This window comes from Vibrio crassostreae (assembly GCF_024347415.1).
In the GTDB taxonomy this organism is placed as follows: Bacteria; Pseudomonadota; Gammaproteobacteria; order Enterobacterales; family Vibrionaceae; genus Vibrio; species Vibrio crassostreae.
In genome coordinates this window covers 535,223-549,817 of record NZ_AP025476.1, presented here as the reverse complement: position 1 = coordinate 549,817, position 14,595 = coordinate 535,223, and the positions used below count along the sequence as shown (strand labels likewise).

General features: G+C 44.1%; 11 protein-coding genes, 1 pseudogene and 1 other annotated feature. Of the genes and pseudogenes, 4 read left to right on the top strand and 8 right to left on the bottom strand.

The window, feature by feature from the left end; translation table 11 throughout:
* Window positions 1–178 precede the first annotated feature (178 nt).
* Entirely contained in the window at window positions 179–556 is a 378-nt protein-coding gene (gene grcA, locus OC193_RS02530) for an autonomous glycyl radical cofactor GrcA (protein ID WP_017059315.1), read from the top strand.
* A gap of 77 nt (window positions 557–633) precedes the next feature.
* On the opposite strand, the gene thrC is transcribed toward grcA, so the two are convergent.
* From thrC to thrA, 3 genes are read right to left on the bottom strand one after another with little or no spacing between them, the layout of a single operon-like run.
* Window positions 634–1,917, bottom strand: coding sequence for a threonine synthase (gene thrC / locus OC193_RS02525; protein ID WP_048662673.1), 1,284 nt, complete (start codon window positions 1,915–1,917; stop codon window positions 634–636).
* On the bottom strand, window positions 1,914–2,870 hold the full coding sequence (thrB, locus tag OC193_RS02520) for a homoserine kinase (RefSeq protein WP_048658085.1): 957 nt from the start codon (window positions 2,868–2,870) through the stop codon (window positions 1,914–1,916). Before thrB ends, thrC begins: the two co-directional genes overlap by 4 nt.
* A 17-nt stretch (window positions 2,871–2,887) precedes the next feature.
* A complete protein-coding gene (gene thrA, locus OC193_RS02515) occupies window positions 2,888–5,347 on the bottom strand; it encodes a bifunctional aspartate kinase/homoserine dehydrogenase I (protein ID WP_048658050.1) in 2,460 nt (819 codons plus the stop codon).
* Between the two features lie 29 nt (window positions 5,348–5,376).
* Window positions 5,377–5,495: a sequence feature (Thr leader region), on the bottom strand.
* A gap of 317 nt (window positions 5,496–5,812) precedes the next feature.
* Between thrA and OC193_RS02510 the strand changes: the two genes are divergently transcribed.
* Window positions 5,813–6,271, top strand: coding sequence for a hypothetical protein (locus tag OC193_RS02510; RefSeq protein WP_048662672.1), 459 nt, complete (start codon window positions 5,813–5,815; stop codon window positions 6,269–6,271).
* Window positions 6,272–6,383: 112 nt separating this feature from the next.
* On the opposite strand, the gene OC193_RS02505 is transcribed toward OC193_RS02510, so the two are convergent.
* Entirely contained in the window at window positions 6,384–6,869 is a 486-nt protein-coding gene (locus OC193_RS02505) for a putative 4-hydroxy-4-methyl-2-oxoglutarate aldolase (protein ID WP_048658048.1), read from the bottom strand.
* A 47-nt stretch (window positions 6,870–6,916) separates the two neighbouring features.
* Here OC193_RS02505 and OC193_RS02500 point away from each other — a divergent pair.
* Window positions 6,917–7,018: pseudogene (locus OC193_RS02500) on the top strand (ribonuclease activity regulator protein RraA); the annotation flags it as partial.
* Between the two features lie 429 nt (window positions 7,019–7,447).
* Window positions 7,448–8,164 (top strand): two-component system response regulator ArcA, encoded by a 717-nt coding sequence (gene arcA, locus OC193_RS02495; protein ID WP_004741534.1) that lies wholly within the window; start codon window positions 7,448–7,450, stop codon window positions 8,162–8,164.
* Between the two features lie 124 nt (window positions 8,165–8,288).
* On the opposite strand, the gene OC193_RS02490 is transcribed toward arcA, so the two are convergent.
* The 4 genes from OC193_RS02490 to OC193_RS02475 form a co-directional block, all read right to left on the bottom strand.
* Entirely contained in the window at window positions 8,289–8,732 is a 444-nt protein-coding gene (locus tag OC193_RS02490; protein ID WP_048658047.1) for a hypothetical protein, read from the bottom strand.
* Window positions 8,733–8,739: 7 nt separating this feature from the next.
* Complete coding sequence (gene arcB / locus OC193_RS02485; RefSeq protein WP_048662671.1) at window positions 8,740–11,109, bottom strand: aerobic respiration two-component sensor histidine kinase ArcB; 2,370 nt, start codon at window positions 11,107–11,109, stop codon at window positions 8,740–8,742.
* Between the two features lie 174 nt (window positions 11,110–11,283).
* Complete coding sequence (locus tag OC193_RS02480; RefSeq protein WP_048662670.1) at window positions 11,284–13,035, bottom strand: sensor domain-containing diguanylate cyclase; 1,752 nt, start codon at window positions 13,033–13,035, stop codon at window positions 11,284–11,286.
* Window positions 13,036–13,126: 91 nt separating this feature from the next.
* On the bottom strand, window positions 13,127–14,080 hold the full coding sequence (locus OC193_RS02475) for a TIGR01212 family radical SAM protein (protein ID WP_048662669.1): 954 nt from the start codon (window positions 14,078–14,080) through the stop codon (window positions 13,127–13,129).
* Window positions 14,081–14,595 lie beyond the last annotated feature (515 nt).

Below are 14,595 nucleotides of genomic sequence, written 5' to 3'. Positions count from 1 at the left end.
TTTAAAGGTTTTATTGATTTACCTCAAGATAATTACCTTTGTAAAAATATGGTTTTTGGTTGTTTTTTGACTTAAATCAATGTTAACCTTACTAATATTAGGTATATATTACTCAGCTCAATAAAAATCGAAAGTTAACACCATAATCAAACCACATTCAGTGGACTAGGAGATAGTTATGATCCAAGGTATTCAAATTACTAAAGCAGCAAACGATGACCTACTAAACTCAATCTGGCTACTAGATAGCGAGAAGAATGAAGCTCGTTGTGTTGTTGCTACTGCAGGTTTCGAAGCTGACCAAGTTATCTCAGCTGCAGACCTAGGCGAGTACGAAAGCCGTGAAGTTGCAATCGAAGCAGCACCACGCATCGAAGGTGGCCAACACCTAAACGTTAACGTTCTTAAGCGTGAAACGCTAGAAGACGCAGTTGCTCACCCAGAGAACTACCCACAGCTAACTATCCGTGTATCGGGTTACGCTGTACGTTTCAACTCTCTAACAACTGAACAGCAACGTGACGTTATCGCACGTACGTTCACTGAGTCTCTATAATTTTTAGAGCTTAAATTAGAATACAAAAACGGCGCTCATTGAGCGCCGTTTTTATTTGTTCGAAAAACAAATGGACGTTACGGTTGAACTCGACGAAGCACTGCTTTTAGCGCTTCAAAATCGTTATCAAGATCTTCAGACAACAACTCCATTGCCGCGTGTTTTGCTAGCGGGCCAGGCAGTTCGATATCAGAACCTAGGATGTCATCAACCACTTCTTTGAATTTCGCTGGGTGTGCTGTACACAGGAACAAGCCAGTTTCATTCTCTTGCAATTGCTCTTCCAATAGACGGTAAGCAATCGCACCATGTGGTTCACATAGGTAACCTTGTGCTTTTAGGTCGCGAACTGACTCAGCGCTCTGCTCGTCAGATACTTTACCTTTGCCTAGTGTATCTAAGCCCCAACCTTTCAGTTGGCAAAGCTCTTCAATACGAGGCCAGTTATTTGGTTGGCTTACGTCCATCGCGTTCGACGTTGTCGCAATGGTCGGTTTTGGATCCCATTGACCTGTTTCTAGGTAGCGAGGAACCGTGTCATTTTCATTGGTTGCTGCGATGAAACGCTTAACAGGTAAACCTAGTGCTTTAGCCAATAGACCCGCCGTTAGGTTACCAAAGTTACCACTTGGTACAGAAATAACTAGGTTTTCACGTTGCTCTTTAGTCAGCTGAGAAGCCGCTTCAAAGTAATAACAGATCTGAGCCATTAAACGGCTGATGTTGATAGAGTTTGCCGAGTTAAGACCAATCTCTTTACGCAGTTCAGCATCATCAAATGATTCTTTAACCAGAGCCTGACACGCATCAAAGTCACCATCGATAGCGACAGTGTGAATGTTCTTACCCAGCGTACAGAAAAGCTTCTCTTGCAATGGGCTGATCTTGCCTTTCGGGTAAAGAATCACAACATTGATGTCTTCCATGCCGTAGAAAGCATGTGCAACCGCCGCACCAGTATCACCTGATGTTGCTGTTAAGATCGTGATTTGACCACCATCTGAAACGGCTGCTAAAGACTGAGCCATAAAGCGGCCACCGAAATCTTTAAACGCCAGTGTAGGGCCGTGGAAAAGCTCAAGCGCGTAAACGCCGTCTTTTACTTGGTTGATTGGTGCAGGGAATTGGAACGCTGCATCCACCATTTGGTCGATCTGTTCTTTTGGTAATTCATCGCCAATCAATGCTGACAGAATCTTTGAGCTACGAGGGACAAAGTCCTCTGCTAGCAGCGCATCGATATCATCAAACTTTGGTAGCTCAGATGGAAAAAATAGACCTTGATTACGACCTAAACCTTGACGAACGGCTTGGCCAAAAGAGACTTGCTCGTCATTTTCTTTGATGTTGTACAGCTTCATAACTCACTTCCTGTAACGATCGAACCTTGCTTGTCTAGGCGACAAACGTGAACGAATCCTTCTTCATTTTGTACGTAATTTTGTTCTAACCAGCGTGCAACACGCTCGGCGACATCTTGTTCTTTGCAAATGCTAAATAGAGTTGGACCGCTACCGGAGATCCCAGTAGCCAGTGCTCCAGCTGAAGTGGCGTATTTACGCGCATCAGCAAACCCTGGAAGCAGTTTCTCACGATATGGTTCAGCAATCACGTCTTTGATCATCTTCGCTGCTAGCTCTGGTTGACCAGAGTGGCACGCGTGGATAAAACCCGCTAGATGACGGCCATGGGCAATCACATCCTGACGACGATATTGAGAAGGAAGAATTTCGCGAGCTTCAGCCGTTGAAACCTTAATACCCGGATACGCCATTACCCAATACCAGTCATCAAAACACGGTACTTCTTGGCTAATGATACCTAACTCTTCAAGCATTAACTGCACACCACCAAGGTAACATGGAGCAACGTTATCATAATGGATACCGCCTGAAATCTTACCTTCCATTTCGCCCATTAGAGCAAGCAGTTCAGTCTCATTCAGTGGCTGGCCATGAAAACGATTTAGCGCATCCAGTGCCGCGACAATTGAACATGCACTTGAACCTAGACCAGAACCAATAGGCATGTTCTTTTCGAGTGTCATTTCTAAAGGCTTTAGCGCAACGCCTTTTTTATCAAGCTCTCTAGAGAACACCACCCAGCAGTCGTAGACGATGTTTTCTTTGGCTTCAGTCGGCAGCTTAGAAACAAAGCTGCCTGCTGTTTTTAGCGAGAATGATTCATCGCCTGCTTTAACCATTACTCGGTCACCCAGCAGTGTGCCATCCACTGGAGACACAGCGGCCCCCAGCACATCAAACCCTACACTGACATTACCGATTGATGCAGGAGCATAAACGACAACATCCATATCACTTGAACTCATTCCTAAACTCCTAATTTCCAACCAAGAGTACGCATCACATCAGAGAATACGCCAGCTGCTGTTACTTCAGTACCCGCGCCGTAGCCACGTAGTACTAGAGGGATTGGTTGGTAGTAACGGCTGTAGAATGCTAATGCGTTCTCGCCATCTTTAATCTTGAACATTGGGTCATCGCCATCAACAGCAGCGATACGAACCTTACACTTACCTTCAGCGATTTCGCCAACATAACGAAGTACTTTGCCTTCTTCTGCTGCGATAGCCGACTGCTCTTGGAAGTAAGCATCCGCTTCTGGCAGACGAGCCATAAACTCTTCAACCGTGCCTGAGTCATCAAAACCTGGTGGCAGAGCTTGGTCAACTTCAACATCTTCAAGTTCAAGCGCCATGCCTGCTTCACGAGCAAGAATAAGCAGCTTACGCGCCACATCCATACCAGATAAATCGTCACGAGGATCCGGTTCAGTAAAGCCGTTATCTTTAGCAATATTGGTTGCTTGGCTTAGTGTCATACCTTCATCAAGTTTACCGAAGATGTAAGACAGTGAACCTGAAAGAATGCCGTTGAACTTCTCAAGTTCATCACCTGCAGAGATAAGGTTCTGAAGGTTTTCGATTACTGGTAGACCTGCACCTACGGTTGTTTCGTACATCAGCTTACGACGTGAGTTACGTGCAACTTCACGAAGCTGATGGTAGTAAGCCATGCTTGCTGTGTTTGCTTTCTTGTTTGGTGTTACCACGTGGAAACCAGCCGCTAGGAAATCAGCGTACTGCGCAGCAATACCTTCGCTAGACGTACAGTCAACCAATACTGGGTTGATGATGTGGTTACGTTGAACAAGAGCCGCTAAGCGAGCTAGGCTGAATTCTTCAGTCGCACTCGACATACGGTCACGCCACTGCTCTAACGGTAGACCATCGCTGTCTAGCAACAAACCTTTACTGTTTGCTAAACCACATACGCGAATCACGATGCCTTTTTCAGCCAATTTACCTTGCTGACGTTGGATCTGATCAACAAGTTCGCCACCAACGCCGCCAACACCCACAACGAATACGTCAAGGAAGTGCTTAGAGTTAAATAGGTTCTCGTGACACGCTTTGATTGCTTCAGAGATTTTATCTTCAGGGATAACCGCTGAGATAGCACGCTCAGATGACCCTTGAGCAATCGCAACAATGTTGACGTTCACTTCAGCTAAAGAAGAGAAGAACTGAGAAGCAACACCGCGTGAAGTACGCATACCGTCACCCACCAGCGTTACAATCGCTACGTCGTCCATGAACTCAACTGGCTCTAATAGACCATCTTTGAGCTCAAGTTCAAACGCGTCTGACAACACTTGTTTCGCTTTCACTTTGTCAGCCGATTCAATACAGAAGCTGATGCTGTACTCAGAAGACGATTGAGTAATAAGGACAATAGAAACGCCAGCCGAAGACATCGCGCCGAATACGCGACTTGCCATGCCAACCATGCCTTTCATACCAGGGCCTGATACGTTAACCATTGTTAGGTCACTTAGCGTAGTAATACCTTTAATTGCTAGGTTATCTTCGCCAGTGTCTTGACCAATCAAAGTACCCGCACCCTGTGGGTTGAAGCTGTTTTTGATCAGACAAGGAATATGAAATTGCGCGATAGGCGCGATAGTCTTCGGGTGTAGAACCGAAGCACCGAAGTAAGAAAGCTCCATCGCTTCTTGGTAGCTTAATGATTTAAGCAGACGTGCATCATCGACTAAGCGTGGGTCACAGTTGTAAACGCCGTCTACATCAGTCCAGATTTCACAGCAATCAGCACGTAGACATGCCGCTAGAACTGCCGCTGAGTAGTCAGAGCCATTACGGCCAAGTGTTACTAACTCACCTTTATCATTACCAGCAGTGAAGCCCGGCATGATGTTTACGTGACCTTTAGGAAGTGGCGATTGACGGAAGTTCTGAGTTGAAACATCCACATCGACCATAGCTTCAAGGTGATCACCTTTAGCGTATAGGTATTGAACTGGGTCAATCAGGCTTGCTGGTTGGCCTTTCGCTTCAAGTACCGCTTTCATCAACTGGATTGAGATTCGCTCACCTTTACTGATGATGCGAGCATTAACATGATTCGGGCACATGCCCAGTAGGTTAATGCCGTTCACGAACTGTTTTAGCTGAGCAAGAGAAGTATCCACCTGCTCTTGGAACGCAGCACCGTCAATAGAAGGAACAACGGCTTGAATATCTGCAAACAGTGCAGCGAATGAGGATTCGATCTCTGTAATCTGTGCGTCTGCTTCACCATTTTTAAGTGCAGCTTCAATTACAGCGACCAACTTATTGGTTGTTTTTCCTGGAGCCGATAGTACAACAGCTAGCTCTTCTTGCTGGGCATTATTAGCGATGATATCAGCCGCTCGTAAAAAACGATCTGCATCAGCTAATGATGAACCTCCAAACTTTAAAACGCGCATCCCTTTCTCCATAAGTCATAAAAATGGTACAAAAAAAGGCCTGTATCTTGTTGGATACAGGCCTTTTTTTTAAAATCCGTTACTTAGCAGCCTGCCCCAACAATGTTAATGTCGGTAATAATAATGGTTGTGGTCATTACTAGGTGGCTTACGTGCTGCATATCAAATTCTCTGCTTGTGCTTTACTCTACGTGTATCAATTTTTACCACTGGACGTCAATGAAAAGTTGCGTTTTTTTTACATTCGCACCGTTTTTCAGAGCAAACCGTCATTTAAGGGATAAAACACCCTGTATAAACCTTCACTTAAGATACTGGATTTACTCATTGAACAAGCAAGAGTGATCAATTGCATATATAGTCATAACAAAATGCTATATCGATTGTGCAGCGAACGCACAAGTTCTGTGCTTTAATTGAACGATAACGTTCGAAGAACAATAATAATGACATCAGGAGTGGGAAATGAAGAGATTACTTATTCTTTTGGCTTTTGCTATGCCTGTTGTTTGTTCAGCGAATAGTTTGCCTCTACTTCCTTCTCAAATAGATCGTTCTTCTCATAAATTTTTTATCTCCACACAAAACGCGTCAAGTGAAAGCTTCGATACTTGGAAAATAGACAGTGGCTATTCTTATAGCTTGTTTTCAGATGTGGATCTTTACGTGGGTACACGTATCAATAGTGCGGCACTGAAACAGGAAAGTGGATTCTTAAGTGGTGTCAGTTATCAGTTTTCAGAAAGAGTCTCTTTCAACAGTTCTTTACACACCTATAAAGATGAAACCGAAGACAATGAGAAATCGGTAGCCGCAGAGGTTTCCAGCCGAGTGCAACTGACTGATAATCTAGATTTGCATGCCACCCTTGACTATGAAGAGTGGCAGCAAGGTGTTGAAGTGGGATTAGGGTTTCGCTTTTAATCTCTTTCGCTTGTTCTTTATTTACTGATTAGTCCGAATTGAGCCCCAAGCTTTCAGCACATCACAAACCATTCCCCAATCTAATCTAACAACGGAATTAAATTTGAGTTAGTTACGACTCAATTAACAACTCAGATGAAATTAATACGCCATTCCAATCGGCATAAATATAGTCACCAGGCTGAATCAGTTGATTATGTATAGAGAGCGTAACATTCACTTGTCCGACGCCGCGTTTCTCTGTCTTGAATGGCGATGCACCCAGCGCCTGAACACCAAGGTCCATTTGCGACATCATGCCAACATCACGCACCGCACCGTTCACAATCACGCCTTCCCAACCATTCTCTATCGCGAGAATAGCGAGCTGATCGCCAAGCAGCGCCTTTTGGCATGAGCCATTTCCATCAACGACAAGCACTTTGCCACAGCCATCGGTCTCTAAAATCTCGCGAACCTTGGAATTATCGTGGTAACAACGAACTGTTACAATTTTTCCAAAGAACGCACCACGTTGACCGAAGTTCTGCAATGGCATGTTCAGTAGGGTGACTTCGCTTTCAAACTCATCACATAAGTCGGGTGTTATATCGTGCATATATCCTCCGTGAGTAAGGCGTTACCTGTTTAGTCAGGCTAACCTCTATGCTTTTATATGTTATTAAAATTAATCCTTTGTTTTCATTGTTCTATGCTCAATTTATTACTCAATAAAAGTTGATTGAGCATATTTATCTACTAGACTCTTAGGACAGCTTTCAGCTTCCTTGGTTCATAATCCGGTCTTTAGCAGGCAAGATGTGCGAAACATCTCGAATAATCATTCTTGTTTTGGTGCTAAATAATCACCATAACATTGGTTAAGTTGTAGCCATACTATTAAAGTTTGTTGCGATACGGCAATTGATGTAAATCAACAAAGTGAATGGAATTAACATTCTCGCGTTGTTAGCATGCTGTTAACATTATAGAATCCTCTCCAATCACTAAAAGAATGATTGAAAGGCGTACTGGATCTACGTTATTGGGCAATACTTCAAGGAAGGCAGATAGCTGGAAGTAAGTGTTTTTTTGAAAACTTTAAGTTATCATCAAAAATACATTACCTGTATGTTATGTTTTTGCCTAGAATTTATTCTATTAGCACAGTTTCGTCACAAATTTAGGTACCGCCAAATGCAAACCCCGCAGATTCTTATCGTTGAAGATGAGCAAGTAACTCGTAACACTCTAAAGAGTATTTTTGAAGCAGAGGGATATGCTGTTTTTGAGGCTAGCGACGGTGAAGAGATGCACCAAGTGCTATCTGACAACCAAGTTAACCTTGTAATTATGGACATCAACCTTCCAGGTAAGAATGGCCTACTACTTGCGCGTGAACTACGTGAGCAAGCAAACGTAGCGCTTATGTTCTTAACTGGTCGTGATAATGAAGTTGATAAGATCCTTGGCCTAGAGATCGGCGCTGATGACTACATCACTAAGCCTTTCAACCCTCGTGAACTGACTATCCGTGCACGCAACCTTCTTAACCGTTCAATGAGCACAAGCTCTGTTCAAGAAGAAAAGCGTAGCGTTGAAAAGTATGAGTTCAACGGTTGGGTACTAGATATCAACAGTCGTTCTCTGGTTAGCCCAGATGGCGAAGGCTACAAGCTACCTCGTTCAGAGTTCCGTGCTCTACTTCACTTCTGTGAGAACCCAGGTAAGATCCAAACACGTGCAGACCTTCTTAAGAAGATGACTGGTCGTGAGCTTAAGCCACACGATCGTACTGTAGACGTAACAATCCGTCGTATTCGTAAGCACTTTGAATCTGTTTCTGGTACGCCAGAAATCATCGCAACGATTCACGGTGAAGGCTACCGCTTTTGTGGTGACCTAGAAGACTAATTCGATTCGCGTTTCGAGTCGTTTAGCACTTAGTGTTTGAACAGTAGAAGCGCAATCAATAGTTATTAAAAAGGGAGAATGCCAACGCATTCTCCCTTTTTTGTTGTTCATTGTTCGCTAAGGTTTAGTAAACCGTATCAACCTTAACGTCTTTCTCCACCAGCCACTTCACGGTTTCACCATCTTTCAGTTCAACCGCCACATCAACAGGCTTGTCGCTGTCGATCTCTAGTTGCCACACAAAAGCGACTTCCCATTGAGTTTCGCTATGTGTTCTTAAATCAAGATCGTCAGCTGTTACCAATAAGGTGTCTGCACCCTGTTTAACGGTAACACTCTCAACCGCAAGCGTTGCTGGCAGTTGTGAGTCTGACTCTAGGTAGATTGCACCATGCAAAGTCTTATCTTGGGTCTCTCCAATCGTTGGCATCTTGTTGTGCCAAAGGTTGCTTTTCATTGTGACTGTTGCTGCAGATACTTCTACTTGATTATCTTGCTGCCATTCTACTTGGGGCGTAGAACAACCCGCTAATGCCACTACACATGCGGCGAATGCTAATTTTTTCATTCTTCTTCTACCTTTGATTTAACCAACTCTTTAAGACTTCAATGTCATTCTGGTATTCGTTATTAATCTCATCGACCCAATCTGAAATGTTTTCCCACCAAGCTGGTAGGTCAGGAGATTGAGCTTTCTGAGCAACTTGTTGAATGCGTTTCAGGCCAATAGAACCTGCTGCACCTTTAATTTTATGTGCTTCAGAAACGATACTGGCTTTATCTTTCGCGACCATGTTGGAGTTCAATATTTCCATATACTCCGGCATCATATCTTCAAACATCACGATGCTATCCAAAACCGGTTTTGGTCCAACAATGTCAACATAAGACTCTAGCATGTCAATATCAAGCAAAGTGGTATCAATAGCTGAAAGAACAGACTTAGTGGCGTCGACTTTCTCAATGCTTTCAACCTTCTCCGTACCCGCTACTTTCTCAATTACCTCTGTCGCATCTTCGATCAGCTCGCTGATGACATCTTGAATAGCTCGAACTGACAAAGGTTTGCTGATCGCTTCGTCCATGCCTTTCTGGAAATACTCTTGCTTGTTGTTTAACACGTTGGCAGTTAATGCCACCAAAGGCGGTAGTTGGCTGTATTTCTCGCGGTAGTATTGAGCAATATCGAAACCTGTCATGTCTGGCAGTTGGATATCTAACAGTACCAAGTCATAGTCTTCCGGGTTAAAAGCAATCTGAGCCTCTTTACCCGTCATTACTACGGTCACCTCATGGCCCAGACTTTCAAGTAGAGAGCGAGCCACTGTGATATTGAGTTCAATATCTTCTACCATGAAGATCTTAAGATTCGACTGCTTTCTTGGCGTTTTGATCAGTGCCTGAGTATCGTGATTAACTGGAACTCGAATCGAAACCGTAAAGGTGCTACCAAAGCCCTCTTCACTGGTGACTTCAATGTGGCCATCCATCATATTGATCAGCTGCTGTGAGACCGCGAGGCCAATGCCCGTGCCGACAGCGTGCAAATTGTCCGTGCCCGATTTTACCTGATAGTACATCGCGAAGATCTTCTCGATTTCACTTTCAGGGATACCAATCCCAGTGTCTTCTACTTCCATCGTTATGTTGGCAAAGTCGCCATCAATTTCGGCGCTGACTGTCATCACCACACCACCATCTTTGGTGAACTTCATCGCGTTGCTGACAAGGTTCCACAATACCTGTCTAAGACGAGTACCATCCACCTCAACAGCGGCAGGAAGATCAGACAATCTTTCTAGATCGAACCTTAGTCCTTTCTGCTCTGCCATTAACGCAGAAATACTCTCGATCTCGACAACGAAATCTTCAAAGTTGATAGGGGTTGGGAAGAGCTCAAGCTTACGGCGATCGAACTTATCCATGTCGATAATATCGTTAAAGATATTACCCAATGTCACTGCGCTTACCTTAATGGTTTGCATCTGCTTACGCTGCTCGGTCGTTAGTTGGCTATCCAACAACATGCGGCTCAAGCCGATGATGCCATTGAGCGGTGTTCTTAACTCGTGGCTAATGGTTGAGATAAAGGTGGTCTTATCACGGCTAGCTTTTTCTAACGACTCTTGATGCTCTTTACGTTCAGTAATATCACGACCAAAACCGACTAAGCCCAAGTGACGGCCATCTTTGCTGTAGAAAGGAACCTTACGCAGTTCGAAGTAACTCTTACGTCCGTCAGGGTATTCAAGCCATTGGTCATAGGTCAGCGCTTGGTTATCAGAAAAGACTTTCTTATCGGTTTCAACAACTTGTTGGGCTACCTCTTTACTGTAGACATCCCAAGGAGTCAAACCAACCAGCTCTTTTTCTGTTTTGCCGGTGAGCTCTTCTACAGCACGGTTACAACCAGAGAACACACCATCTTCATTACGATAGTAAATAAGGTCAGGAGAAGCATCAATAAATGAACGTAGCAGTGCCGTACGTTCTGCAAGTTCAAGCTGAGTTCGCTCACGTTGAAACACCTCGTTCTCAAGGTCGTGCATCGCTTCTGCACGTGCTTCTTCCGCTTTTTCACGCTCTTCAATTTCTTGATTAAGCTTCTCAATATTGAGTTGCAGTTTATTGTTGAGCTCTTGGTCTCGCTCACGCATGTCGCCAAGTTTAGAGACCAGTTTCGCTAACCTTTGACGAGACTCTTCCAGCTGATCAACGACTACAGATAGGAAGTAAACCGCCCAAGGCGTTATCACTAAACCAAAGAAAACTGAACGGACAATATCGATATCATCAACATTACCTTTGAGTGCGAGGGTGATACCGACTTGCACAACAACAGCGAGGGCAACAAGCGCTAGGGCGAGTAAGATAGAAAAGCGGACAATCCCCAGCTTTACGAGTAGATCCACGTAATACTGGGCAAGATTTTTCATGGGTTTCATTTAGCGCTCCATGCGATAAGACTAGCAACATTCTACCCTGTTTGAAGATAGGAGGTAAGCTAGCTACATCACACGCAGCAAGAGATCAGCGGCAATATCGAAGGTTAATCCAATTAATATAAATACCGAACAACCAAAACAGACGAAGGTGGGCAAATCACCGATTTTATAGAGTTAGCAAATTGAGGATGGATGCACCATAGAACGGTTTCGACCGTCAGATTTTGCTTGATACAGAGCACTGTCAGCCAAAGCAACGGCCGACTCCATCTCGTCATCAGGTTTAGGAATGTAAGAGACAATACCAATACTCACGGTGATGAATTCAGAGACCGTCGACTTCTCATGCGCAAGTTCTAATTTTAAGACTTCGTCATGTATACGCTGCGCCACCAGCTGAGCACCTTCGGTCGTTGTATTCGGCAGAATAAAGCCGAATTCTTCACCACCATAACGAGCTACACAGTCCGATGAACGATTCAACACTTGCTTAAATGCCTGAGAAACTTGGACCAGAGCATCATCACCTTGCTGGTGTCCGTAATAGTCGTTGTAGCCTTTAAAGAAATCGATGTCACACAGCATGATCGTCAGCGGTAACTTCTCACGCACATGATAATGCCACAGTGTCGAGAGCTGTTCATCGAAACGACGTCGATTAGAAACTTTAGTCAGGCTATCCATAAAGCTGAGGCGTTCAAGTTCAAGGTTGGCTTCTTCAAGTTTTTGTTCTGCTAGATAACGCTCTGTAATATCACGCGCCATGATCAACACACCATTAGTGCTCGATGCTGGATCTCTAAACGGTGATTTGACTACATCATACCAAGTAAATGCTCCATCACTTGAGACCACTTTGTCGATATAACGCAGCGATTTACTTTGATGAAGCACTTGATGATCGGTTTCTGATATTCGCGTATAGATGCTATGTGGCACCACATCTTGTAAACGTTTACCGATCAAGTCACTCACTTCAGAGATACCTAGCGCAGCCACAAATGGCTTATTACACGCTTGATAAACCATGTTTTCGTTGAAGATACCAATCGAGTCTGGGCTCGCTTCCAAGATGTTTTGCAAGATGGTGTCACGCTGAGCAAGTGCCACTTCGGTATCTTTACGCTTCTCCATTTCGCCACGCAGCTTCTGCTGCATGTCATGCCAATCGGTCACATCATGGCTAATAGAGAGCGTACCTATGGTTGATCCATCTTGTGAGAGCAAGACACTTTGGTAGGTTTCAAGCAAGCAGCTTTTTCCATCTTGATCTGTAGTCCAAGAGCGTTCACTTACACGACCTTTTAATACTCCACCAGAAACACTCAGGGTGCCCTCTTCAGCACGACCATGCCAAAACTTTTTAAACGAGCGATTACTCGTCACTAACTGATCTTTCTGATCTTTCACGTAGATCAACTCAGACAAAGAATCCAAAGCGGTACGAGCAACATTCAACTCTCGAACTTCTTGGGACATTTCTTCGTTAGTATTCTTATAAGGTGAAGCATGAATCATCCAAGCCTGCTTATTTCTAAAATGAACCTTACGACCGACTAAGTTGATCTTAAACGACTCAAATTCAGAAAGCGCCCACAGGGAGACCTGCTCGAAGGCTCGAGAGTTGATGTGATTGGTTAAGTAGTGGCGAAAGCTATTCTCGCTTTCAACGGTAGGGAATCGAAAGTTAACACCAATTTGTCGAATACCAAGCAACTGCATTGCTTGGCGATTGGCATAGAGTATTTCGCCACTTCGAACATCAACAAAGTAAAGTGGCGATGGAGTAGCAAGTAGAAGCGTTTCGATATGCGATTGATAACGAGAATAGAGATGCCAGCAGATGAGAGCAATCAGCAATACAACAACGATATAAATACCGTAGCCATACGCCCTGTCCCACAACCAAGTCATTACCAGTTCCATTTACTCTCAATCTATACCATAAAATCTGTGAGGGAAATGTTACCACTATTTGTTGGTTTTATCTGCTGTTACCTACAGTCACCCATTTCTATTAATTGGCCGCGTTTAAAACAGGCAGAGTGTATTCAAATGCAGAGCCAGTTTTGATGCCCTGAGCACCGGTTTTATCGAGCGAACGACCTATTTTAGTCATCGCTAACCAGCGGTTCTCACACCATAAAGGAGAGAGTAACGTTGGGCGTCTCGCAGCAGAAGAAACACGGTGATAAACCACGTCCGCAGGCGTGCGTTGGATGATCTCACTCGCGATATCAATGTACTCTTCAAGGCTTGGCGCTTCTAGCTTGCCGGCTTTCCACGCCTTAGCCATAGTACTGCCCTCTACTATATGAAGGCCATGTAGCTTAATACCATCGGTGCCAACCGCTAATACCTTGTCTAAGGTTTCAAGGTTATCCGGCTTAGTCTCTTTTGGTAGACCAACAATCAGGTGGGTACACACCTTGATGCCTAAAGCGCGAGCACGCTGGGTGATCGTTTCATACACCGCAAAGTCGTGTCCGCGGTTAATTCGCTTGAGAGTTTTATCATTGGCGGTTTGTAGGCCAAGCTCGAGCCAAATCTCATAGCCTTGTTTAACATAGCCCGCTAACAACTCTAATACCGCATCAGGCACGCAGTCTGGTCTTGTGCCAACACAAAGGCCGACGATCTCTGCACCAGGTGCTTTTAACGCCTCTTCATACATATTCTTAAGCACTTGTACCTCAGCATAAGTGCTGGTGTACGCCTGAAAGTAAGCCAGATACTTCTTGGCACGAGCAATCTCACCCGCGCGATCTTTTAACTGGTCAGCAATACTTTGAATTTGAGTTTGTTCATCGGCAAAGGAAGCCACGTTACAAAACGTACAACCTCCACGACCAATGGTCCCGTCTCGGTTTGGGCAGCTGAAACCACCGTGAAGCGTCAGCTTGTGGACTTTCTCGCCATAACGGCGTTGAAGGTCTTGGCCGATAGTATTGACCAACTCGTGTAATTGCATATTTTCAAAGCACTCAAGTAAATAAGAATGAATATCAGTCTTTTTTTGAAAAAAAATTACATCCCTGCAAAATTCGACCAATTAGTTTACTCAAGGCTTTTTGCGAGCAACCTAACAAATATCAATAAACATGCAAAAAATCGGCTCTATTTGCCTAATGTTGCACATTTGTTAGGCATTAAATTCAAAATAAAACGAAAAAAATGGTCTACATGGGTCAACTTTCATTGCAATTCGCCTAGACAAAATTGTAGGATACTTACACATATTGGCTATTTTTGAGTATTTACTTACAACGAAAACTTGCTAATAAGTCGGTGATATCTAACTCCCACCTATATAAACCACTAGTTTGTGGTTAAAAATAAACAGGTATCACTAAGGATTGTTTTTCTCGCAATACTTTTCCTGCGAGATACGGAAAGGATTCAAACCGCCAGCATAGGCAGGTTTAGACCCATAAATATAAAAGGACAAGGCTGACTTTATACAAATAAGTTGCGCCTAGATTTAAC

Bases quoted from the DNA above. Each gene is read 5' to 3' on its own strand.
- OC193_RS02490 (WP_048658047.1), bottom strand. From the start codon at position 8,732: ATGAAAAAATTAGCATTCGCCGCATGTGTAGTGGCATTAGCGGGTTGT.
- OC193_RS02505 (WP_048658048.1), bottom strand. From the start codon at position 6,869: ATGCACGATATAACACCCGACTTATGTGATGAGTTTGAAAGCGAAGTC.
- thrC (WP_048662673.1), bottom strand. From the start codon at position 1,917: ATGAAGCTGTACAACATCAAAGAAAATGACGAGCAAGTCTCTTTTGGC.
- OC193_RS02480 (WP_048662670.1), bottom strand. From the start codon at position 13,035: ATGGAACTGGTAATGACTTGGTTGTGGGACAGGGCGTATGGCTACGGT.
- thrB (WP_048658085.1), bottom strand. From the start codon at position 2,870: ATGGATGTTGTCGTTTATGCTCCTGCATCAATCGGTAATGTCAGTGTA.
- grcA (WP_017059315.1), top strand. From the start codon at position 179: ATGATCCAAGGTATTCAAATTACTAAAGCAGCAAACGATGACCTACTA.
- OC193_RS02510 (WP_048662672.1), top strand. From the start codon at position 5,813: ATGAAGAGATTACTTATTCTTTTGGCTTTTGCTATGCCTGTTGTTTGT.
- arcB (WP_048662671.1), bottom strand. From the start codon at position 11,109: ATGAAACCCATGAAAAATCTTGCCCAGTATTACGTGGATCTACTCGTA.
- OC193_RS02475 (WP_048662669.1), bottom strand. From the start codon at position 14,080: ATGCAATTACACGAGTTGGTCAATACTATCGGCCAAGACCTTCAACGC.
- arcA (WP_004741534.1), top strand. From the start codon at position 7,448: ATGCAAACCCCGCAGATTCTTATCGTTGAAGATGAGCAAGTAACTCGT.
- thrA (WP_048658050.1), bottom strand. From the start codon at position 5,347: ATGCGCGTTTTAAAGTTTGGAGGTTCATCATTAGCTGATGCAGATCGT.